The organism is Blastococcus sp. MG754426 (assembly GCF_021699055.1).
In the GTDB taxonomy this organism is placed as follows: domain Bacteria; phylum Actinomycetota; class Actinomycetes; order Mycobacteriales; family Geodermatophilaceae; genus Blastococcus.
In genome coordinates this window covers 37,250-59,015 of the sequence record NZ_SSXC01000005.1, presented here as the reverse complement: position 1 = coordinate 59,015, position 21,766 = coordinate 37,250, and the positions used below count along the sequence as shown (strand labels likewise).

At 72.1% G+C, this 21,766-nt stretch carries 26 protein-coding genes; 19 read left to right on the top strand and 7 right to left on the bottom strand.

Translation table 11 applies throughout. The features are described from left to right. Both E9549_RS04035 and E9549_RS04030 read right to left on the bottom strand, forming a co-directional pair. The gene (locus E9549_RS04035) at positions 1-372 is read right to left on the bottom strand and encodes a MerR family transcriptional regulator (RefSeq protein ID WP_236825297.1); all 372 of its coding nucleotides are present in this window, start codon (positions 370-372) and stop codon (positions 1-3) included. Positions 373-476: 104 nt separating this feature from the next. Next, positions 477-1,967, bottom strand: coding sequence for a SulP family inorganic anion transporter (locus tag E9549_RS04030; protein WP_236825296.1), 1,491 nt, complete (start codon positions 1,965-1,967; stop codon positions 477-479). 316 nt (positions 1,968-2,283) lie between these two features. On the opposite strand from E9549_RS04030, the gene pgi reads away from it, so the two are divergent. Further along, complete coding sequence (pgi, locus tag E9549_RS04025; RefSeq protein ID WP_236825295.1) at positions 2,284-3,915, top strand: glucose-6-phosphate isomerase; 1,632 nt, start codon at positions 2,284-2,286, stop codon at positions 3,913-3,915. 92 nt (positions 3,916-4,007) lie between these two features. On the opposite strand, the gene E9549_RS04020 is transcribed toward pgi, so the two are convergent. The 3 genes from E9549_RS04020 to E9549_RS04010 form a co-directional block, all read right to left on the bottom strand. Continuing rightward, positions 4,008-5,339, bottom strand: a complete 1,332-nt coding sequence (locus E9549_RS04020; protein ID WP_236825294.1) for an MFS transporter — start codon at positions 5,337-5,339, stop codon at positions 4,008-4,010. Between the two features lie 174 nt (positions 5,340-5,513). Next, the gene (locus E9549_RS04015) at positions 5,514-7,130 is read right to left on the bottom strand and encodes a peptide chain release factor 3 (protein ID WP_236825293.1); all 1,617 of its coding nucleotides are present in this window, start codon (positions 7,128-7,130) and stop codon (positions 5,514-5,516) included. After that, on the bottom strand, positions 7,127-7,546 hold the full coding sequence (locus E9549_RS04010) for a MerR family transcriptional regulator (RefSeq protein WP_236825292.1): 420 nt from the start codon (positions 7,544-7,546) through the stop codon (positions 7,127-7,129). Before E9549_RS04010 ends, E9549_RS04015 begins: the two co-directional genes overlap by 4 nt. Before the next feature lie 122 nt (positions 7,547-7,668). Here E9549_RS04010 and E9549_RS04005 point away from each other — a divergent pair, with 122 nt between their 5' ends. The 9 genes from E9549_RS04005 to E9549_RS03965 all read left to right on the top strand — a co-directional run bounded on the left by E9549_RS04005 (position 7,669) and on the right by E9549_RS03965 (position 13,383). Further along, a complete protein-coding gene (locus tag E9549_RS04005) occupies positions 7,669-8,592 on the top strand; it encodes a hypothetical protein (RefSeq protein WP_236825291.1) in 924 nt (307 codons plus the stop codon). 112 nt (positions 8,593-8,704) lie between these two features. Further along, positions 8,705-9,043, top strand: a complete 339-nt coding sequence (locus E9549_RS04000; protein ID WP_236825290.1) for a hypothetical protein — start codon at positions 8,705-8,707, stop codon at positions 9,041-9,043. A gap of 24 nt (positions 9,044-9,067) precedes the next feature. After that, complete coding sequence (locus tag E9549_RS03995; RefSeq protein WP_236825289.1) at positions 9,068-9,274, top strand: DUF2795 domain-containing protein; 207 nt, start codon at positions 9,068-9,070, stop codon at positions 9,272-9,274. A 124-nt stretch (positions 9,275-9,398) separates the two neighbouring features. Beyond that, positions 9,399-9,929, top strand: coding sequence for a hypothetical protein (locus tag E9549_RS03990; RefSeq protein WP_236825288.1), 531 nt, complete (start codon positions 9,399-9,401; stop codon positions 9,927-9,929). Continuing rightward, positions 9,926-10,717 (top strand): GGDEF domain-containing protein, encoded by a 792-nt coding sequence (locus E9549_RS03985; protein WP_236825287.1) that lies wholly within the window; start codon positions 9,926-9,928, stop codon positions 10,715-10,717. Before E9549_RS03990 ends, E9549_RS03985 begins: the two co-directional genes overlap by 4 nt. A 27-nt stretch (positions 10,718-10,744) precedes the next feature. Then, positions 10,745-11,029, top strand: a complete 285-nt coding sequence (locus tag E9549_RS03980) for a hypothetical protein (RefSeq protein ID WP_236825286.1) — start codon at positions 10,745-10,747, stop codon at positions 11,027-11,029. Positions 11,030-11,232: 203 nt separating this feature from the next. Further along, positions 11,233-11,733: a phosphatase PAP2 family protein gene (locus E9549_RS03975; protein ID WP_236825285.1), complete on the top strand. Its 501-nt coding sequence runs from the start codon at positions 11,233-11,235 to the stop codon at positions 11,731-11,733. A 218-nt stretch (positions 11,734-11,951) separates the two neighbouring features. Then, complete coding sequence (locus E9549_RS03970) at positions 11,952-12,290, top strand: hypothetical protein (protein ID WP_236825284.1); 339 nt, start codon at positions 11,952-11,954, stop codon at positions 12,288-12,290. Between the two features lie 163 nt (positions 12,291-12,453). Next, positions 12,454-13,383: an ADP-ribosylglycohydrolase family protein gene (locus tag E9549_RS03965; RefSeq protein ID WP_236825283.1), complete on the top strand. Its 930-nt coding sequence runs from the start codon at positions 12,454-12,456 to the stop codon at positions 13,381-13,383. Between the two features lie 306 nt (positions 13,384-13,689). Here E9549_RS03965 and E9549_RS03960 read toward each other — a convergent pair whose 3' ends face one another. Continuing rightward, positions 13,690-13,926 (bottom strand): helix-turn-helix domain-containing protein, encoded by a 237-nt coding sequence (locus E9549_RS03960; protein ID WP_236825282.1) that lies wholly within the window; start codon positions 13,924-13,926, stop codon positions 13,690-13,692. Next, positions 13,923-14,117, bottom strand: a complete 195-nt coding sequence (locus tag E9549_RS03955; RefSeq protein WP_236825281.1) for a hypothetical protein — start codon at positions 14,115-14,117, stop codon at positions 13,923-13,925. Before E9549_RS03955 ends, E9549_RS03960 begins: the two co-directional genes overlap by 4 nt. 489 nt (positions 14,118-14,606) lie before the next feature. Here E9549_RS03955 and E9549_RS03950 point away from each other — a divergent pair, with 489 nt between their 5' ends. From E9549_RS03950 to E9549_RS03910, 9 genes are all read left to right on the top strand, one after another. After that, a complete protein-coding gene (locus tag E9549_RS03950) occupies positions 14,607-15,059 on the top strand; it encodes a helix-turn-helix domain-containing protein (protein WP_236825280.1) in 453 nt (150 codons plus the stop codon). A gap of 196 nt (positions 15,060-15,255) precedes the next feature. Continuing rightward, a complete protein-coding gene (locus tag E9549_RS03945; protein WP_236825279.1) occupies positions 15,256-15,852 on the top strand; it encodes a hypothetical protein in 597 nt (198 codons plus the stop codon). Positions 15,853-15,863: 11 nt separating this feature from the next. Beyond that, on the top strand, positions 15,864-16,748 hold the full coding sequence (locus E9549_RS03940) for an ATP/GTP-binding protein (protein WP_236825278.1): 885 nt from the start codon (positions 15,864-15,866) through the stop codon (positions 16,746-16,748). Then, on the top strand, positions 16,748-17,434 hold the full coding sequence (locus E9549_RS03935; protein ID WP_236825277.1) for an SAF domain-containing protein: 687 nt from the start codon (positions 16,748-16,750) through the stop codon (positions 17,432-17,434). Before E9549_RS03940 ends, E9549_RS03935 begins: the two co-directional genes overlap by 1 nt. 9 nt (positions 17,435-17,443) lie before the next feature. Further along, positions 17,444-18,247 (top strand): hypothetical protein, encoded by an 804-nt coding sequence (locus E9549_RS03930; RefSeq protein ID WP_163206294.1) that lies wholly within the window; start codon positions 17,444-17,446, stop codon positions 18,245-18,247. Beyond that, positions 18,237-19,658 carry a CpaF family protein gene (locus E9549_RS03925; RefSeq protein ID WP_236825276.1) on the top strand — a complete coding sequence of 474 codons (1,422 nt, stop codon included), beginning with the start codon at positions 18,237-18,239 and terminating at the stop codon, positions 19,656-19,658. The genes E9549_RS03930 and E9549_RS03925 overlap by 11 nt, the downstream gene beginning before the upstream one ends. Next, positions 19,655-20,560 (top strand): type II secretion system F family protein, encoded by a 906-nt coding sequence (locus tag E9549_RS03920; RefSeq protein ID WP_236825275.1) that lies wholly within the window; start codon positions 19,655-19,657, stop codon positions 20,558-20,560. Before E9549_RS03925 ends, E9549_RS03920 begins: the two co-directional genes overlap by 4 nt. Beyond that, positions 20,557-21,471 carry a type II secretion system F family protein gene (locus tag E9549_RS03915; RefSeq protein WP_236825274.1) on the top strand — a complete coding sequence of 305 codons (915 nt, stop codon included), beginning with the start codon at positions 20,557-20,559 and terminating at the stop codon, positions 21,469-21,471. The genes E9549_RS03920 and E9549_RS03915 overlap by 4 nt, the downstream gene beginning before the upstream one ends. A 34-nt stretch (positions 21,472-21,505) precedes the next feature. Further along, complete coding sequence (locus E9549_RS03910; protein WP_163206302.1) at positions 21,506-21,703, top strand: hypothetical protein; 198 nt, start codon at positions 21,506-21,508, stop codon at positions 21,701-21,703. The last annotated feature ends 63 nt before the right edge of the window (positions 21,704-21,766 follow it).

Sequence of the window (21,766 nt, the reverse complement as noted above, 5' to 3'; positions counted from 1 at the left end):
TCAGCGCCGGGCGCGGAGGTGCTTGGCCAGGTCACCGGCGAAGCTCTCCGCCACGGAGAGCTGGTCGCGCAGCGCCGTCACCCGCGCGGTGGCGGCCTCGTGGAACATCCGCAACCGGTCGAGCAGCTCCGAGCGGTCTGCCGACGCGTGCTCGAGGTCATGGAGCAGCGCGAGCAGCTCCTGCATCTCCTCCAGCGAGAAGCCCAGCGGCTTCATCCGCTTGACCACCTCGAGCCGGGCGATGTCGGCCTCGCTGTAGAGCCGGAATCCGCCCTCGGAGCGGGCCGTGGGGACGACCAGACCGTTCTCCTCGTAGAAGCGGATGGTCCGCAGGCTCAGGCCGGTGCGTTCGGCGACCTGCCCGATCTGCATCAGGTCGCCTCGGGGAGTTGCCCTCACGCCCTCTTCATAGAGCATGCCGCCGGAGCCGGCTCCGCCGGAGGGTCGCCGAACGGCCGATCCGGCCGACGCCGGCATCAGTGGGCCCCAGCGAGCTGGCCGGTGTGCCGGTCGAACCGGTCGGCGGAGTGTCCGGTGAGGCCGACGATCTCGACGTTCTTGCCGCGGGTCTCGTACTTGTGCGTGATGGCGTCGAGCGCGGCGACGGTGGAGGCGTCCCAGACGTGGGCGTTGGACAGGTCGATCACGACGTTCTCGGGGTCGTCCGCGTAGTCGAACTGGGTGTAGAGGTCGTTGCTGGAGGCGAAGAACAGCGCGCCGTGCACCGAGTAGACCCGGGTGCCGCCGTCGGGGTCGGTGACGCTGGTGACCTCGGCGAGGTGGGCGACGCGGCGGGCGAACAGCACGCAGGCGGCGAGCACGCCGGCGCCGACCCCGATGGCCAGGTTGTGCGTCAGGAGCGTGCCGGCGACGGTCGTGACCATCACGGTGGTCTCGCTCTTGGGCATCTTGTGGATGGTCTGCAGGCTGTGCCAGTCGAAGGTCGCGATCGACACGAAGATCATCACCGCGACCAGAGCGGCCATCGGGATGACGGCGACGATGTCGCCCAGGGCGACCACCAGGACCAGCAGGAAAGCACCGGCGAGGAAGGTCGACAACCGGGTGCGGGCGCCGGACTTCACGTTGATCATGGTCTGGCCGATCATGGCGCAGCCGCCCATGCCGCCGAAGAATCCGGAGGCGATGTTGGCGATGCCCTGTCCCCAGGACTCGCGGGTCTTGTTGGAGTGGGTGTCGGTGAGGTCGTCGACGAGCTTGGCCGTCATCAGCGACTCCATCAGCCCGACGAAGGCCACGCCCAGGGCGTACGGGGCGATGATGCCGAGCGTCTCCATGGTGAAGGGCACGTCGGGCAGGAGGAAGAACGGCAGGCTGTCGGGCAGGTCGCCCTCGCCGCCGACGTCGGGCAGGTCCCAACCGGCAGCCACCGCGAGCGTCGTGAGCACGACGATCGCGACCAGGGGCGCGGGGATCGCCCGGGTCAGCCGCGGCAGCAGGAAGATGATCGCCAGACCGGCCGCGACCATCGGGTAGACCAGCCACGGGACGCCGATCAGCTGGGGGAACTGCGCGGTGAAGATCATGATCGCCAGTGCGTTGACGAAGCCGACCATGACGCTGCGCGGGATGAAGCGCATCAGCCGCGCAACGCCCGACGCGGCCAGCAGGATCTGGAAGACGCCGCCGAGGACGACGGCGGCGAACAGGTACTGGACCCCGTACTCCAGTGCCAGTGGCGCGACGACCAGGGCGATCGCCCCCGTGGCGGCGGTGATCATCGCCGGCCGGCCGCCGGTGAAGGCGATGACCACGGCCATCACGAAGGAGGAGAACAGGCCTACCCGCGGGTCGACACCGGCGAGGATGGAGAAGCTGATCGCCTCGGGGATCAGCGCGAGGGCGACCACGATGCCGGCCAGGATCTCGGTGCGGGCGACCTTCGGCGAGAGCCACGAGGGTCGGGTCAGGCGTGGCTTGGGCAGGGCAGGCAGGACTGAGGACATGGATCCGTCTCGTTCGGTGCGCCGTCGTCGGCGCAGGCGGGAAGCACCGGAGGGCGGTGCCGAGTCAGGGTGGGTGCGGCGGTGCACCCGGAAGATCGACGCTCGCTCCGCTGACCACGATGTCCGTCGGGATCGCCGGCGGGATCATCGGTGCGCTCGGGCGGCGTCGATGGCGTCAGGGACAGTCTGCCGGTAACTCGCCCTTCACGTCAGTGTTGAGTGGTGAGCCGTTGGTCACGTTCCCATCACTCGACGCGACGACGGCCACCACGACGGAGGCGTCAGTGACGTCGGACCACACCGAGACGGAGGCACCATGGACATCACCGCGACAGCAGAGTGGCGCGCTCTCACCGATCACCACAGAGCCCTCGAAGCCATCCATCTCCGCGCCCTGTTCGCCGACGACCCCGGCCGCGGCCGGCGGCTGACCGGCCGGGTCGGGGACCTGCACGTCGACTACTCCAAGCACCGCGTCACCGACGAGACGCTGCGCCTGCTGATCGCCCTCGCCGAATGTGCGGGGCTACGCGAGCGCATCGCGGCGATGTTCCGCGGCGAGCACATCAACACCACCGAGGACCGCGCCGTGCTCCACGTCGCGCTCCGCATGCCGGCGGACGAGGACCTGGTGGTCGACGGCCAGCAGGTCGTCCGGGACGTGTACGAGGTGCTGGGCCGGATGCGGACCTTCGCCGACCGGGTGCGCTCGGGGGAGTGGCGCGGGCACACCGGGCGGCCGATCCGCGCCGTGGTCAACATCGGGATCGGCGGCTCGGACCTCGGCCCGGCGATGGCCTACACCGCGCTGCGGCACCACGCCGACCGCGACCTGACCGCCCGGTTCGTCTCCAACATCGACCCGACCGATGTCGCCGAGGCCACGCGCGACCTCGACCCGGCCGAGACGCTGTTCGTCGTGAGCTCCAAGACCTTCACCACACTGGAGACGCTGACCAACGCCACGGTCGCCCGCGACTGGCTGCTCCGCGGGCTCGGCGGGGACGAGTCCGCGGTGGCCAAGCACTTCGTGGCGGTGTCGACCAACACCGAGGCCGTGCGCGCGTTCGGCATCGACCCACAGAACATGTTCGAGTTCTGGGACTGGGTCGGGGGCCGATACTCCATGACCTCGGCCATCGGCCTGTCGCTGATGGTGGCGATCGGGCCGCAGGCCTACGACGAGATGCTCGCCGGCTTCCACGCCGTCGACGAGCACTTCCGCACCGCTCCGCTCGAGGCCAACGTCCCGGCGCTGCTGGGCCTGCTGAACATCTGGTACCGCGACTTCTTCGGGGCCCAGACCCACGCCGTGCTGCCCTACAGCCAGTACCTGTCCCGGCTGCCGGCCTACCTGCAGCAGCTGACCATGGAGAGCAACGGCAAGTCCGTCCGCGCCGACGGGCAGCCGGTCACGACCGCCACCGGCGAGGTCTACTGGGGCGAGCCCGGCACGAACGGCCAGCACGCCTTCCACCAGCTGCTGCACCAGGGGACGACGCTGATCCCCGCCGACTTCATCGGTTTCGGGGAGCCCGCCCACGACATCGGCGAGATGCACGACCTGCTGATGGCGAACATGCTCGCGCAGGCAGCAGTCCTCGCCTTCGGCCGCACGGCCGATGAAGTGGCCGCCGACGGCACGCCAGCGTCCCTGGTACCGCACAAGGTCATGCCCGGCAACCGGCCCAGCACGGTGATCCTCGCCCCGCGGCTGACCCCGGCGACCCTGGGCCAGCTCGTGGCGCTGTACGAGCACGTCGTCTTCACCCAGGGCGTGATCTGGCAGATCGACTCCTTCGACCAGTGGGGGGTCGAGCTGGGCAAGGTGATGGCCCGCGAGCTGGCCCCCGCGCTGACCAGCCGGGAACCGATCGCGCTGGAGCAGGACGCGTCCACGGCCGCGCTGGTGGCCGAGTACCGGCGGATGCGGGGCCGGACGGCCTGACGGCTGCTCGCGGTGGCGACCGACGTGGGTGGTGACCGGGAGCGGCCGCGCGTCGAGCAGCGACCGCCCCGGGAGCTCGAGGGTCGGCTCCGTCAGGGGAGAGGACTCGCGGCCGGCCGGCGTTCGTCGACGGCGTGTCCGGTGGCGGTAGGCGCCGGAGCGTCGACCGGTGGTGGCGCCGCCTCTGCACCCGGCGGCGCGTCGCCGCTCTGGGGTCCCCGGTCGGTGGACGTGCCGTCCAGCGGGCGGGGGACCGGCAGGAACAGCGCCGCGGCGGCGACGAGCAACGGGAGGGCGGCGGAGCCGAGCAGCGCCGCGGTGTAACCGCCGGTCGCCTCGTGCACCAGCGCGAACGCCACGGGACCGAAGGCGGTCGAGCCGACGCTGACCGCCGCGACGACACCGCGGATCGACCCCAGGTGCGTGGTGCCGAAGTAGCGGGGGAAGGCTGCCGCCTCCAGGGTGCGGATGGCGCCGGCGGAGCCCCCCAGGAGCAGGCCGAATCCGATCGCCGACCAGCCCGGGTCCACGGCCACGCCCCAGACCAGGCCTCCCGCCAGAGCGAGCATGCACGCCGCGGTCAGCCAGCGGGGGCTGACCCGGTCGATCAGGGCTCCGACGGCGAGGGTGGCCAGCAGGGACGCGGCGGTCTGCGGGAGGAAGTTGGCCGCGGCCTCGGTGGCCGACAGGCCGCGCTCGCCGAGCAGATCGATCTGGTGGAAGGCGACCGCGGTGCCGAGCATGCCGGCGACGGCGACGCCGGCCACGACGACCCAGAAGAACGCCGTGTGGGCGGCGTCGCCGAGGGTCGCGCCGACCGGCGGGGTGATCTGTCGGTGATCGGTGGGTGTGTCGCCGTCGGTGCGCTGACCGAGGTCGGCGGGGGAGTTGCGGACACCGAACAGCGCGAGGGGGATCACGATCGCCCAGACGGCCAGTCCCTCGATCGCCCAGGCGGTGCGCCAGTCGGTGGCCGAGATGAGCGCCTCCAGGCCGATGGGGGCCAGGGAGATGCCGGCGGCGCCGACGGCGGACACGAGGCCGACGGCCACGCCGCGGCGGCGGGAGAACCAGACGGCGACGGCGGTGGTGGCGGTCAGCCCGAGGGCACCCTGGCCGGCCATGCGCACGCCGACGAACCCGGCGGTCAGCCCGACCAGGTTCGACACCGCCGACAGCGCGAGCAGGATGGCGCCGAAGGCGGCGCCGATGGCGGCCATGGTGGCGCGGGTGCCGTAGCGGTCCAGCGCCCGGCCGACGACGGGCATGGCTGCGGCGCCGAGGAGCGTGCCGATGAGGTAGGCGGTGGAGATCGCCGAGCGGCTGATCCCCAGGCCCTGGGTCATCGGGTCGATGAAGGCGGAGATGGCCGCGGTCTGCCCGGGGGCGGTCATCGCCAGGGCGAGGGCGGAGACGCCGACCATGTGCCAGCCGTAGAAGCCGCCGGGACTGCGCGCGCCGGAGCGTGGCGTGGCGGCGGGAGCGGGGGAGGGGGGCGATGCCGGCGTGGAGCGGTACGTGGGAGGTCCTTCCGAGGTCGTGCCGGCGTCGCTGGCGGCGGTGCGGGGACGGGAGCGGCAGGTGGGGGGTCTGGCCCGTCAGGCGAGCTGGGCGGCCACCAACGGCTCGAGGGTCAGGTCGGGTTTGCCCTCGCGCACCACACCGGCGACCCATTTGGTGGTGAACAGCGCGAGGAGTTCGCCGTCGGATCGTCGCATGACCTCGGTGCCGCTGCTGGCGGTGATCCCGGCGACGGAGGCCTCGTCGGTGCGCATGGCGAGGCTGTACGGGAGCGGCTCGAGCTGCACGGGCGCGCCGAACTCGTGCTGCATGCGGTGGGCGGCGACCTCGAACTGCATCGGGCCGACGACGGCGAACACCGGGGCGGCGTCGCCGCGCCGATCCGACCGCAGCACCTGGACCACGCCCTCGGACTCCAGCTGGGCGATGCCGCGGCGGAACTGCTTGTGCTTGGCGGTCTCGAGGCTGCGGGCGACGGCGAAGTGCTCGGGGGCGAAGGTGGTCAGCGGCGGGAAGGTGACCGGCCGCTCGGCGTAGAGGGTGTCGCCGACTCCCAGCGCCGAGGCGTTGACCAGACCGACGACGTCGCCGGGGTAGGCGGTGTCGATGCTCTCCCGCTCCCGGCCGAACACGTGCTGGGCGTACTTGGTGGTGAACGGGCGGCCGGTGGCGGCGTGGGTGACGACCGCGCCGCGCTCGAAGACGCCGGAGCAGACGCGGATGTAGGCCAGCCGGTCGCGGTGGGCGGCGTCCATGCCCGACTGCACCTTGAACACGAAGGCGCTGAACGGTGCGTCGACCGGTCGCACCGTGCCGTCGGCGTCGGGACGGCCGGTCGGGGCCGGTGCCAGGTCGACGAGGACGTCGAGGAGCGCGCCGACGCCGAAGTTGGAGATCGCGGAGGCGAAGAGCACCGGGGTGGTGACGCCGGAGAGGAACAGCTCCTCATCGTGCTCGCCGGCGGTGGCGGCCAGAAGGTCGGCCTCCTCGTGCGCCTGCTGCCACGCCTCGGGCTCGCGGGCGGCCGCCGTGTCGGCGGAGAGGTGCTCCTCGGGAGCGACGGTGGCCCCGCCGGCGGTGCGGGTGTAGCGCCGGTAGGTGCCGTCGCGCCGGTCGAGCACGCCACGGAAGTCGCCGGCGATGCCGACCGGCCAGGTGAGCGGTGTGGGGGTGAGCCCGGTGCGTTCGGTGATCTCGTCCATCAGCTCGAGGGCGTCCTTGCCCGGGCGGTCCCACTTGTTCACCACGGTGATCACCGGGATGCCGCGGTGCTTGCAGACGGCGAACAGCTTCATCGTCTGCGCCTCGAGGCCCTTGGCGGCGTCGATCAGCATCACCGCGGCGTCGACGGCGGTGAGCACCCGGTAGGTGTCCTCGGAGAAGTCGGCGTGGCCGGGGGTGTCCAGGAGGTTGATCACGGCGTCGCGGTACTCGAACTGCAGGGCTGCCGAGGTGATGGAGATGCCGCGGGCCTTCTCCATGTCCATCCAGTCCGACACGGTGCCGCGGCGGCCGGCTTTGCCGTGCACCGCGCCGGCCTGGCCGATCACGCGGGCGTGCAGGGCCAGGGCCTCGGTGAGGGTGGACTTGCCGGCGTCGGGGTGGCTGATCACGGCGAACGTCCGCCGACGCGCCGCCTCGCCGACCACGTCGGCGGCGGCGTCCGCGCCGGGGCGAGTCGGGGCGACGGTCATGAGCGAATCCTCCCGGGGTGGCGCAGTCTCTCCTCCTGCCCGCGCAGGTGAGCGGCGAACTCGGCGGCGTTCGACCAGCGCGCGTGCAGAGCGGCCACCCGTTGATCGGCCAGCTCCCGGTACATCGCCAGCCGCTCCAGCAGCTCCGGCCGGGGCTCTCCCGCGGAGTGCAACCGGTCCACCAGTTCGTCCAGCAGGAGCAGCACCTCTCGCATTTCCTCGATCGTGAAGTCCAACGGCTTCAGCCGGCGGATGAGCTCCAGCCGGGCGACGTCGTCGTCGGAGTACAGCCGGAACCCGCCCGGGCTGCGGGTCGACGGCGCCACCAGGCCGCTCTCCTCGTAGAAGCGGATCGTGCGCACGCTCAGGCCGGTGCGCTCGGCCACCTCGCCGATCTGCATCCGTCCCTCGGTCATCGCTGCCCTCCTGTGGGGATGTCCCCGGGTCGTTCACTCGACTCTAACGTAAGGTTAGAGTAATTGCCGCGCGACTGACTCGGTCGTGGACCCCGGCACCTCGGACCCTGACGGAGAAGCCCATGGACGACCCCGCCTTCCCACGACGGGCGGCCAGTCGCTACGAGGACATGCGCCGGGAGGCGGAGGGGCTCGTGCACTGGTGGCGCAAGCGCCTGGCCGACGAGATGGCAGGGGCCGACCCGGTGGGCGGCGCTGCCGGCGAGGCCCGGATCGATCCGCGCGCCGAGGAAGCGCTGGTGCGGATCCTCGGCGACCTGGAGATCGTGGCCGAGGTCTGGACGCGCCCCTCGGCGGACCATTCCGAGCGCCCCGAGGATGGGGGTGGCGCGATTGTGGGCGGTGTGCGGTCGTGGGCCCCGGCGGGCCTGCTGCCCGACGACCCCGACCTCTATGCCCTCCTGGACCGGGTGGAGCACCGTCTTCTCCAGCCGCTCGCGCTCGCCACCTCCGATTCCATGATGGCCCGGTCTTTGCCCGCTCCGCTTTCCGATGGTCGGGCCGTTCTGGCGGCCTACCGCTCGGCGCGGCGGGCGATCCCGGTACCCGGTTCCTCACGGGCCATCACGGCCGCGAACGGTCGATGGAGACTGGTCGGCCTGCACGTCGTCGATCCACCTGAGGACGCGCTGGGCGTCCTGCAGGCCGCCCTGATGGAACTGTCGGCCGCGTTGGCCTGGCCGTCCATGGACGAGGCCGGCGACGCCGCCAGGCGCATCCTGCTGCGCTCGGCCGCCCGCGCCGCGACCACCCCGGACGCGCTCGTCGGCGATCTCGCCCGCGTGCTGGCCCTGCTGGACATGCCGGCGGACCGGGCAACGCTGGAGTTGAGGTCCCTGCTGGCCGCGGATCGCTGCGGTGAGGTTCGGCTCGACCTCCGGCAGGCGGAGCTCTATCGGTGCTTCGCCCAGCGCACCATCCCGCTCGTCCTGGACTTCCATCGGGTGACGCCGTCCCTGTTCGACGACCCGGGTCCCGGCTGCTGAGCCCGCGGCTCCAACCCGACGTGAAATCAACCCTTACGTCAATGTAGAGTTATCGGGGATGAGGATCGCTGCCCGACGGAGCGCGGCTCACCTGCACGAAGGAGGACCGGCCATGCCCATGCACATCGAGTGCCCGCGCTGCGGGGAGACCGAGGACTTGATCGGCGCCCGCGGAGTCGACGGCATCCGCATCGCCTGCGGATCATGCGGAGCGTCCTTCCTCCGGGACCAGCGGCTGCGCTGTGCCAGCTGCCACGGCACCGACCTGGTCCTCCGACCACAGGTGCTCACGCAGTACTCCCGCGGAACACAGCTGTCGGTGGTCGGCTGGACGCAGACCCACTGCTGCACCGCCTGTGACGCCGACGCACTGCTGCGCTCCGAGCGGGCCAACGCGCCGATCCCCGCCGAGTACCGCCCCCGTGCGGTGACCGCACGGACTGCTCACTGAACGACCAGCCAATCGGAGGAAGCCATGGCACTGACCCGGATGCAGATCCTCGACTTCGTCGGGGACGCCTTCGACCGCGGCCCGATCACCACCGAGGAAATGCGGAAGGTCGCCTCTCGCAACGGCGCGGACCCCGACATCTTGATCCTGCTCGAAGAATTGCCGGCGCGGAGCTTCACCAGCCCGCGGGAGATCTGGCCGTACCTGCCCGATCTACCGGTCGGGGCCTGAGGGACGTCCTGCCGCCCACCTGTCCATTCACGTCATCCGACAAGACCGGAGCCGACCCATTCCACTCGATCCGACCACGCGAATCATCCGAACGGCCGGCGGAAACGCCTCCCGGCGTGCCGGCGTGAAGCTACCCGGCGACGCCTCGGCTCTGGCAACGGAGGACATCCAAGCCCTCCACGACCTGGCCGATCAGGCGGTCGAACAGCTCACCGCGCTGGACGTCCGGCCCGACAAGGCAGTCATCGGGATCTATCGCCAGTTCAACCGCTCCAGCCGGATCGCCGCGCGCATCCTCCGCACCCTGCTGGGCCCCGCGACCTGCCACACCCTGACCGTCGCCTCCTCCTCGACCGGAACCGCCGAGGCCGGTGGCGCGGCACCGGGTGGGGTCCGTCCCGAACGGCTGGACCTGGTCGTCGACGTGAGCCGCCTGCCCCACCCGCAGGCACGCACCATCGCCGACGCCGCCGGGGCACCCCTGATCACTCGGGCCTTCCCCGGGATGCGGCAGGAGAGGCCCGACCGGCCGCAGCGCACGGCGCTCGAACACGGCACGGCAACGGGAAGAGCCATCGCCCTCAACCGCAGTGGCCTCACGGCCCGCGTGACCTCGGTCATCGCGCGCGGTGCCGTCGCCCCCCAGGGCCGGTGAACCGCACCGCGACCGCGCGGCTGGTCGGTGGGCGATGGCCCATGGCGGCGCTCGCCATCGGCCAGCTCGTGGTGGCCGCCGCCCGTCCCGGTGGGGGCCCGGGGGCCCGCACCGGTCGTGGTGACCGCCCCCGGCAGCGGCAGGTCCCTCTCCGCCTGTCGCTGCCGGCCACCGTCGCACTGGTGAGCCTGGTGCTGGAGGTCCGCCACGGCCGCGCCGTGCAGCGCGTCATCGCGGAGCTCGAGCACCGCGGGCACACCGATGCCCTGACCGGTCTGGGAAACCGCTGGGCGTTCGACGACGACCTCGCCGGCCGCCTGTCCAGCACGGCGACCAGCCGGCGCCGCCGCTGCGATCCGGAGCCCGCCACTCTGCTGCTGGTCGACATCGACCACTTCAAGCGCTACAACGACCGGCACGGCCACCCCGCCGGTGACCAGGCTCTCGTCCGCGTCGCAGCCGCCATCCGCGGCGTCTGCCGCCGCGGCGACGGCATCTACCGACTCGGCGGCGAGGAGTTCGCCGTCCTGCTCACCGCGGATCACCGGGAAGCCGTCGTCGTCGCCGACCGGATCCGGCAGGCGGTCACCTCAGCCACGGGCGGAGCCCTCACGGTCTCCCTCGGCGTGGCCGGCGCGGAAACGGACGGGCCGCAGGCGCTGATCGCCCGGGCCGACCGGGGCCTGTACGAGGCCAAGAGCCGTGGCCGGAACCGCATCAGCGTCCAAGTGCCGGAAGCGACCGGCCCAGGGCCGGCCCTCGAGACGTCGTCCCCTTCCCACGCCTGAACCACCATCCCCGCAAGGCGGCGTCCGATGTGCCCCCTTCCGCAGAAACCGCTCGTCGGCGGCCGCGGCGTGCTGCTCCCCGACCTGCACGGTCAACGGTCACAGCCCCTGGAGGTCCTGGTCGACCTGCTCACCGACGTCCGGACCTGGAGCGACGAGCAGCGAGGCGTGCCGACCACGGTCGTGCTGCCCGGGATGCCCATCGCCCACAGCACGCTGCAGTCCCCCGAGGAGGCGGCATACCGGGCGGCGCTGGACCACAGCAACCTGCTGGGGACCGCGAGCAGTTCCAGCCACCGCCCGCTTCGGTGAGCGATGCAGGCTCGGGTGATCGCCTGGCTCGCCCCGTCCCGCGTTCGGTCGTGGGCCAGGGGGCACTGCTGGGGCTCGCGGCCGCCGGTGCCGCGCTCGTTTTCTGGCTCGCGACTGCTCCGGCGGCAAGTGTGATGGTGCAGCGGTCCGTGGTCAGCCACACCTCCGGCTGGCCGGCTGCGGGGCGGACGACGGTGCAGCTGGTGAGTGAGCTGGGCGTGCCCGCGCTGCTGGTGCTGCTGATCGCCGGCGGAGCGACCCGGCGCACCGGATCAGGTGCGTGGGTTCGTGTCGCCGCAGGGGTCGCCGCCACGCTGTCGGCCTACCTCGTCAGTGAGCTGCTGAAGACCGTCGTCGACCAGCCCCGCCCGTGCCACCGGGCGATGGCGCTGCGGAGCCTGGTCACCTGCCCTCCCGACGGTGACTGGTCCTTTCCCAGCAACCACGCCACGCTGGCGGCGGGCCTGGCCGTCGCAGCCGTGGCGGTGGCTCCCCGGCTGTGGGTCCTCGCCCTACCGGTGGCGGCCATGGTGGCCCTCAGCCGCGTGGCCCTGGGCGTCCACTACCCGCACGACGTCCTTGCGGGCGCCATGATCGGCACGGTCACGGTGGCGGCCACGTACCTGATCCTTGGACGGTTCCCAGCCGGTGGGCTGCGGCGGACATTTCCGGCGCGTCCATCAGGAAGGGGCAGTCCGCAGTGACCGGACCTCGGCGCCGGCGATCCATCCGCCCTCGCCACGATGGTGTCGGTGTCCCGCCCATCTGCACGGCGAAGGCCACGACAGCCATCGGGCCCCGCAGGTGGGGGAGCACCCCGGGGGACGCGCTGCTCGACCCTCACGTGAGGGTAGATTATGGGACTCGTCGCGAGGGTCGCTGCCAGCGCGGCGTTCGCTCATCCTCGAAGGAGGTTGATCCCATGCCCTTGCACTTCGAGTGCCCCCGCTGCGGCGAGACCGAGGAACTGGTCGGCCGACGCGGCGCCGGCGGCATCGAGCTGCACTGCGAGCGCTGCGGGCGCACCTTCCCGCGCGACGAACGGGTGCGCTGTGCCACCTGCGGGGGCGACGACCTCGTGGTGCGCCCCCAGGTGCTGACCCAGTACTCGCGGGGCACCCAGCTGTCGGTCGTCGGGTGGACCGACACGCACTGCTGCACGGTTTGCGACGCCGATGCACTTGCCCGATCCGAGCGCGCCAACGGACCGATCCCGGCCGACTACCGGCCCCGCGCCGTCACCGCGCAGCCCACGACCTGACCGCAATCGCCACCCCTGGAACGGGCGAGCTCGCCGCCCGGCTGCTGATCGTGCAGCGGTGTGGACGGCCCGCCCGTCCTCACCGCGGAGGAGGGAGCCCGCTATCCCGAATCGCAACCGTCGGGAGGAACAGCTGACCGAGCAGCCCAACGAAGAAGCCTGGTTGGACCGGATCCGCGGACTGCTCCTCGGCGGCGCCCTCGGCGACGCCCTCGGAGCCCCGTTCGAGGGCTCCACCGACATCGACCCGCGCCGGCTCCACGGGTTCCTGGAGTCGGACGAGGTGCTGTGCTGGACCGACGACACCGCCATGCAGCTGGCGTTCGCCGAGCACCTGGCCGACTCGGCGGGCAGCAACCACGTCGACGACGACCGACTCGCAGGAGCGTTCGCGCAGGCATGGCAGGCGGAGCCGTGGCGCGGCTACGGGGCCAACCCGCCGCGGATCTTCGCCACCGTGCTCTCCGGTGCCGACTGGCGCACCGAGGCGGGACGGTCCTTCGGCGGGCAGGGGTCGCTGGGCAACGGTGGTGCGATGCGGGCCGCGCCGGCCGGCGCCCTTCCCGGCGGCCTGCCCCGTGTGGCCGAGGTCGCCCGCCGCGGCGCGGCCATCACCCACGCCCACCCGGTCGGCCAGGACGGAGCCGCGGTGGTCGCCGTGGCGGTGCACAGCGGCCTGCACGACACAAACCGGGGGGAAGTGACCCCCGAGATCGTGCTGCAGGACTGCGGCCGGGCGGCGACCACCGCGGAGCTGCGCGCCGCCGTCGCCGCGGCCGGCGCCCTCCTGGACACCTCCGACCCGGCCGAGGCCGCACGCCGGACCGGCAACGGGATTGCCGCGCACGAGGCGGTCGGTGCCGCTCTGTGCGCCGCCGCGCGCCACCCCGACGACCCACTGACCGCCGTCCTGTTCGCGATCCGCATGGGCGGCGACACCGACACCATCGCGGCCATCGCCGGCTCCATCGTCGGCGCGTGGGCGGGCGCCACGGCGATCCCGGAGCGACTGGTCGCCCGGATCGAGCAGCACTCCCGCATCGAAGCGGTGGCCGCACGCCTGGCCGACGCCACACTCAGCGCACGCCGCTGAGCGGACCGCGACGGCGCACAAGAGCCGGTGGCCGCGGTCGGCACCTGGTCACCGTTTTGGCCCTCTTTAGAGACGCCGAGACGACCTAGAATTGCATCCAGATACCCCCGAATGCGCGGGCGGCAGTATCACGCGGAGTATCACGCGGCGATCCTTCGCAGACCCGACTGCCGACCGGTCGGCCAGCTCAGTCACGGGTATGCCAACCCTACCCAGACGACGCGTTGTCGGCTGGGCGGCGACTTGTCGGTACGGGGCCGCTGGGCGTCCTCGTAGCGATCAGCTGGGTCGTTGTGGAGTGCGTGGCTAACGGCTACCAGCAGAGGTGTCGTTCAAGCCTCCGACAGCGTCGTCGACTGCCACGCCCAGGACGGCCAACAGGGGCAGGCGTGGGATCAGTACTCGTCGACCCAACCGGATCACCGGCAGCTCGCCGTTCTCGATGGCCCGGGTCACCGTGCGGACGTCGACACCGAATACCGAGGCCGCCTGCGCGATGGTCACAACGGCGGAGCCGCTGGCCCTGAGGTCCTCAAGGTTCACCGCAATCCCTCCCAACCAGCGATGACGTCGGGCTGGAACGGAAGCGCCTTAGCACCGGCATCCGCCCGTGCCGGAGGCCTTTGACGGATGGTCGTCCCACAGCCGCCCTGGAGCAGGCGCACCGCCTCCTCCGGCGTCAGCAGCAGGGAATCGGCGCCCAGCAAGTCGTGGAGCAGCTGCGCATCGCCCATGTCGCTATCCTCCGGAACTGTCCCGCTCCGCAGCCACGGGCTCGAACCGTGCTGGAGCGGTTGCTGCCTGCCGTCCAACGGTCGCGAACGAGGCTCCAGAAGTTCTCTCGTTCCAGTGAACGGGAGCACCGCCCGGCCCGCTGTCATCAGATGGGCCGGCGCCTCGGATGGGTCTTCGGCTACTGGGGAATCCCTGGAGAAGTACCGGAGCTCAGCCTCGTGTACGGGGCCAGTAGCTACTGCCCGGGTGCTCCTCAAATGGTGGGGCGCCCTCACGGACAGCGCAGCGAGCTCGGCCGCGCAGTCCCGCCCGCATGACCTCGACCCGCTCCGCTCCGAGCGCGTTCTCCGGTAGTGCTCCTGTAGTTCTCCGGTCAACGAAAGTGGCCTCGTGCCACGACGAGGCCCGTCTGACGGAGTCGAGGTTGCGGCTAGGGTTCAGCGCCACCGGCGGGGTCCACCGAACGGGTGATGTGGGGGAGAGCTGCCATGGCGCGGCCACTGCTTCGAGGTGACCGCTTGCAGGCTGCCCGTGAGGCCGTGGGGCTGACCAGAGAAGAACTGGCCATGAAGCTTGAGCTCTCCGGCCCGGCGCGCATCCGGGTCTGGGAAACCGGGCTTGAGCGCCCGCGACCCCGCTTCGTGCCGCGGCTGGCGGCTGCGCTGGGCGTCGACCCGTTGTACCTGCTCGACGTCGATGCGGATGACCCGCCCTTGGCCGCCCTCCGCCTGGCGGCCGGATTCGCCACGAACCAGGTGACTGCGCCCGGCCTGTCAGTCATGACCTACGTGCGCCTGGAGGACGGTCGCCCCGGTGTGGATCACTCAGCCAAGGTGATCGCAGCCGTCGCCAAAGTCCTCGGTGTGGACGTCGCTCGTGTGGAGGCGGCCGTCCGTCGTTCGCGCAGCGACCACGCGGCCTTGGCGTCTCCTGGCGGCTGAACAGGAGACTTACGGGAGGAAAGGCTTGTCTCCTCGGGCGATCTCGGTGGTAATTTCCCCCACCACCGCCCGGGAGGTGCCCATGGCCCGCACGACAGAGTCGAGCGTGACAGCGGCCAGCGTGCCTGCAGCCCGCCCGCTTCCGGGTCATGCTCATGCCGAAGCGTGGCCTGCGGCCCCGGCGAGGGCAGTCGCGATGACCACACGGCGGTGGACGGTCGCCGTACTCCTGTCGCTGCTGCCCCTCGCCGGCTGCGCGGCAAGTGACGCCAGTCCGGACTCCTCGCCGAGTACGACGACGTCCTCGTCTTCGCAGACTCCGTCGCCCTCTCCGCTGACGAGCGACGCGCCGACCGCCGAAGACGAGGCGGCAGAGGCCGCGACCACGGTGGTCAACGAGATGCTGCGCGTGACAGACGCGGCCAAGCAGGACCCCGGTGCCCGGGACTGGGAACCGGAGATCCGGCGGTTCTCGGGCGACCCCGCCGCGCTGCTCGCGGTCACGGCAGTACGGGACTACGCGACGATCGGCCTCCGCCAGGAAGGCGACACCGTAGTCGAGCTGGAGGTGACCGACGTCGATCTGGCGGCTCCCGGCGGGCCGACCGTGAGGATCACGGGCTGCTACGACAGCCAGAGCACGCGCGTGGTGAGGGTGGAGACCGGCGAGGTCGTGCCACCCGGGACTCCGTCTCGCTACGTCTGGGACATCACCGTGACCCGCTACGAGGCCGAGCCCGGATCCCCGTGGCTGGTCAACCAGTTGGATCCGCTGACGGACCGAGCATGCTGAGGACGGTCGGCGTGGTCCTGCTGGTGGCCGCGATGCTCGCGGCCCCTGGCGGGGTGGGCAACGCTGTGGCAGCACCCGCCGCGTGCGCCAAGCAGGATGCGCAGACCGGCGTCTGCCTGGTCGAGGCGACTTCTCCCGGTCAAGCTTCGGACGCAGCTCCCGTAGTCGACGGCGTCAGCTCCGGTGGAGTACAGGAGACCGGCGGAGAGGCCTCACCTCAGAACCCGTGCACGTACACGGTGGCGCAGCCGCAGCCGGCACCGACGAGCCATCTGTGGCAGGGACGATCTCCGGCCGACGGAGCGATGTACGTGCAGGTCTGTCCACGGGTGGACGGCTCGGGCCTCACCACGATGCTCGTGTTCGTACCGAACGGCTCGGCTCCGCCCGCTGGCCCGCCGGTGGACCCGCGCGTTTTGGCTGAGCAGGCGATCGCATTGCTCGTCATGCGTGCACCAGAGATCCGGATGGCGCCGCCACCCGGGTCTACCAGTGGTCTGGTGGGTCTGCCGGTGTGGATGTGGACCGAGCGCGGAGAGCAGTTCCTCGGACCGACCCGGCAGTCGGTGTCGGCCGGTGGCGTCACGGTTGCGGCCGTGGGCCAAGTCAGCCACGTCACCTGGGACATGGGGGACGGCACCACGGTTGTCTGCGGCGCCGGGACGCCGTACGCGCCCGGGGTTCAGGGTGAGTCGCCGGACTGCGGCCATGTCTACGCGCAGACGTCGAGCCGACACGTGGCGGGCGGTGGCCCGTGGCCGATCACCGCGACGAGCACGTGGACGGTCACCTGGTCCGGCGGGGGGCTGTCAGGAACCGAGACGCTGGAGCTGTCCTCGTCGTCGGAATTGTTCGTCGGTGAGCTGCACGTCCTCAACCAGGACCGGAGTAGCTGATGACTCGCACCCAGCCGCCGGGGACCAGCGCGGCGCCCCCCTTCGGGGCGGGCACCGGGCTTTCCCGGGCACCGGTGCTGCCGCCGCCGCGTCGCCGGCGCCGTCCGGCGCTGCTGGCGCTGGCGGTGACCATGGTGGTCCTCGGAGCGCTGGGGGCTACCTACCTCGCGACGTCGTTGGGTCAGACGTCCCCGGTCATCGCGCTCGCCCGGGAGGTGCCCTGGGGTCAGGCCATCACCGCTGCCGACCTGGTGGAAGCGAGGATCTCGCCCGATCCGGCGTTGCAGCCCATTCCGTACGGCGACCGCGACCAGGTGATCGGCATGGTGGCGGCGACCACCCTGACGTCGGGTTCCCTCCTCACCCGCGACGCGCTGACCGATCAGCGCCTCCCGGCCCCTGACCAGCATCTGGTCGGGGTCGGCGTGTCGACGGTGCAGCTGCCGACGACCGCGCTGCGGCCCGGGGATGACGTTCTCCTGGTGCCCGTGGCCGCCGGCAGCGCTCCAGTCGCGCCCGAGGCAGGGGCTCCAGGCGGGGTGGAGGCGACCGTGGTGCAGACCGGTCCGCCGGGAACCGACGGTCTGCGAGTGGTCGACGTGCTCGTCGCCGCGGCCGACGGGCCGGACGTCGCCGCCCGCGCCGCTGCAGGACTGGTCGCCATCGTCGTGGTCGCCGGCGAGTAGGCGGCTGCCGTGTTGATCGCGCTGTGCTCGACCAAGGGCGCGCCCGGGGTGACCACCAGCGGCTTGGCGCTGGCGCTGTCCTGGCCGCGGCCGGTGGTACTGGCCGAACTGGACCCGGCGGGCGGGGACGTGCTGGCGGGATACGGCCGAGGTGAGTTGTCCGCTGGCGGGCTGGCCGACGTGGAGCTCGCGGCGCGGCGGGGCGGGCTGGCACGACACCTGGACAGCCAACTGCTGCGGCTCGACTCCGAGGGGCGGGCGCGGCTCCTACCCGGCCTGGCCGATCCTGCCGGCGCCCGACACGTGGACTGGGATCGACTGGGCGCCACGTTGGCGTCGGTGGAGGACGGCGCGGTTGACGTGATCGCCGACTGCGGTCGGTTGCGCGCCGAGCACTTCCCGGCCGCCGTCGTGCGGCGGGCTGCCGCCGTGGTCTTGGTGACCGGCTCGACGCTGCGTTCCGTACGTGCCGCGACGCAGGCGATAGCCGAGCTCCGCGGAGGGGACGGCCACGTCGGCAGGGTGGCCACGCTGGTAGTCGGGCCGGGTGAGCCGTACGGCGAGCGGGAGATCGGCGAGGCGCTCGGCGTTCAGGTCATCGGGTCGCTGCCGCGCGATGCCAAGGCGGCGTCGGTACTCAGTGATGGTGCGCCGGCCGGTCGGCTGTTCGCTCAGTCAGCGCTGCTGCGGGCTGCGCGGACGGTCGCGACCTGCTTGGTCGAGTTCGCCGCGGCGCACGAATCCCGGTTGGCACCACCGCCGGCGCCCGTTCCTTCGACAGCGACCACTATCGGGGGCGGCCGTGTCCGCTGACCTCGCCACCGACCACTTCGGCGCCGGGGCCGTGCCTCGCCGACGTGACGCGTCACCGGCCTCGGTGGACTGGGCGCTGGTGCGCCGACTGCACGAAGCGACGGCGACGGCGCTGGCCGCAGAGCTCAAGCGCCGCCCGACACTCAGTGCGGTGGCGCAGCAGGAGCTGGCTCGCACCCTCGTCCAGGACGGCGTCGATGAGCTGGTGCGCGAGCGGATGCGCGCGGGGCAAGCGGTGCCCACCCCGGAGGACGAACGGGCGATCGCCGAGGCGGTCTTCGCTGCACAGTTCGGGCTCGGCCGGCTGCAGCCCTACGTCGACGACCCGCTGGTGGAGAACATCGAGGCGCACGGGCACGACAACGTGTGGATCGGCTACGCCGACGGCCGCGACATCCGGGTCGACCCGATCGCGGACTCGGACGAGGACCTCGTGCGACAGCTGCAGCACATCGCCGCCCGGCTGGGCCGCGCCGAGCGGACACTCACCACAGCGAGTCCGCTGCTGACCATGCGGCTGCCGGACGGGTCGCGGTTGGCGGCGGTGATCGAGACCGTTCCGCGTCCGCAGTTGGTGATCCGCCGCCACCGGATCCGCAACGTCGACCTCAACGACCTGGTCGGCCTGCGCGCGATCGACCGGCCGCTGGCGGAGTTCCTCCGGGCGGCGGTGCGAGCGCGGAAGAACATCGTGGTCACCGGCGCGCAGGGCGCCGGCAAGACGCTGATGCTGCGGGCGCTCGCCAACGAGCTCCCGATCGAGGAGAACCTGGCCACGATCGAGAAGCACTTCGAGCTGCTGCTGCACGAGCTCCCCGACCGGCACCCCCGGGTGGTGCCGTTCGAGGCCCGGGAGGGCACCGGCGAACGGGGCCCGGACGGCCGCCGCCTCGGCGAGGTGACGCTGACCGAGCTGGTCGAGCAGGCGCTGGTGATGAACGTGTCCCGGGTGTGGCTGGGAGAGGTCCGCGGTGAGGAGGCCTGGCCCCTCATCGAGGTGATGGAGGCCGGCGAGGGCGGGTCGTGCTGCACGCTGCATGCCCGCTCGGCACACCACGCGTTCGAGCGGCTGGCCAACTTGTGCATGCGCGGGCGCGTTGCGGTCACCCCGGAACACGCCTACCGGTCGTGCGCGTCAGCGATCGACCTGGTCGTGCACATCACCACCGTCGACGAACGGTGGATCGGGGGTGAGCGGCAGCGGTTCGTCAGCCAGGTCGTCGAGTGCAACGGCATCGGCGAGGGCGGTCGCCCGGCGGTAACCGAGGTTTTCGCTCCGGGACCCGACGGTCGGGCGGTTCCCGAGCACGATCCGGTCGACCTCCCCGACTACGTCCGGGTCGGCTTCGACCCCGGCTGGTTGCGCGTCGACCAGGGGCCTTGGGCCGGCACGATCGGGGGACGACGATGAGCGGCGCAGGTCTGCTGGCCGGCGTGTGCGGAGCGCTCTTGGTCGCCGGCCTGCTGCTGTCGGCGTACGCGCTCACCGCCCCGGAACCGCCGGCTCGGCCGCGGCGCAAGCCGCCTCCGATGGCGCAGGGCGACCGGCCGGCGGCACGGCGACAGCGGGCGCTGTGGGCGGCCGCCGCCGTGGCAGCGGCCGCCGTGTGGCTGGCCTCGGGCTGGCCGGTGGGCGGGGTGCTGGTCGGCCTGGCGGTGGTCGGCGTGCCGTGGCTGTTGGCGCAGTTCGCCGCCGGCAACGCCGCGGTGGAGCGGCTGGAGGCGTTGCAGGAGTGGGTGCGTCGCACCTCCGACGTACTGGCCGCGGGTGGGGGCCTGGAGCAGACGCTGATCCGCTCAGCCCGTACCGCACCCGCGCCGATCCAGGTGGAGGTGGACACGCTGGCGGCGCGGCTGCAGGCGCGCTGGCCGACGTCGCGGGCGCTGCTGGCCTTTGCCGACGATCTCGACGACGCCGCCGGGGACCTGGTCGTCGGCGCCCTGCTGCTCGGTGCGGAACTGCGCGGGCCAGGCCTGGCGCGGGTGCTGACCGAGCTGGCGGGAAGCCTGAGCGAAGAGGTCACCATGCGCCGCAAGGTCGAGGCCGACCGCGCCAAACCTCGCGCGAATGCCCGCTGGCTGCTGCTGATCACCGTTGCGGCGGCCGGCCTGGCGGCGCTGAACGGCGACTACCTGGCGCCCTACGGCACCGGGTTGGGGCAGCTGGTGCTGGCGGCCATCGCCGGGTTGATGGTCGCCTGCCTGCTGTGGATGCGCCGGCTCACCGTGGCCGTGCCGTCGACCCGATTCCTGGTCGATCGCGACGGCGGCCGGCGGAACAGTCTCGAGCCGGAGGAGGTGCCTGCCCGGTGAGCGGCACCCAGGCGTTGCTGATCGGCTCCGGCGCGATCGTCGGGCTCGGGGTGTTCCTGCTGCTACGCGCCGCATTCGTGGTCGAACAGCCGCAGCTGGCCGATGCGTTGGTCCGCCTGGACGGGCGCGCGGTACCCACACTGGTCGGACCGGTTCCGGCGGCGAGTGACCGGTGGGCACGGGCGGCCGGCCGCGCCGGCACCTGGGCCGCTGACCGGTTGCCGGCGACGGGGCGGCGGGCGCCGTCCCAGGCGTTGCGCTTGATCGGCTGGACGCCGGAGGGCTACGCCGCACGAAAGGTGGGCCTGGCCGCATTCGGCGCGGGCTTCGTGCCGCTGCTCACCGCCGTGCTCGGGACGGTCGGCGTCCGCATGCCAGTGGTCATACCGGTGGTCGGATCGCTGGCGCTGGCCGTCGTCCTCTTCTTCGTCGTCGACCTCGTCGTGCGCGATCAGGCCGCCGAGGCTCGCTCACAGGTGCGCCGGGCGCTGTGCTCCTATCTGGACCTGGTCAGCCTGCGCCGCGACGCCAGCGAGGGTCCCACCATCGCCCTGGAACGAGCCGCCGCGCTCGGCGACGGGTGGGTGTTTCAGCGGATCACCGACGCGCTGGTCGCCGCCCGGCTGGCCGGGGAGCCGCCGTGGGATGGGCTGCGCCGGTTGGCCGCCGACACCGGGGTCGGCGAGCTGGCCGACGTCGCCGACATCGCCGCGGTCGCCGCCGTCGAGGGCGCCTCGATCGCCCCGACGCTCCGGGCCCGCGCCCAGTCGCTGCGGGTGCAGCTGCTGGCCGAGGAGGAGGCGGCAGCCAACACCGCCAGCGAGAAGCTCACCGCTCCCGTCGCCCTGCTGTCGATCGCCTTCCTGCTGCTGTTTCTCTACCCGGCCCTGGCCCGACTCATGGCCACCTGACCTGACCCAGAACACCGACCTCTGAGGAAGTCCCATGATGCCCCTGATCACCACCCTGATGGCCCTGGGCTCAGACCTGCGCGAGCGGCTCCGCGATCTCCGCGACGAGCCGGAGCGGGGCTCGCTGTCGGTGGAGCAGGTGATCATCACGGTGGCGCTGATCGGCATCGCCGTCGCGCTGGTCGCGATCATCGCCAACGCTGTCACCTCCCGCTCGGCCCAGATCCAGTAGCCACCCCGTGGCCCGCTCCGCCAGCCCCCACGGCCCCACACCGCTGTCCCGGCTGTGTCATGC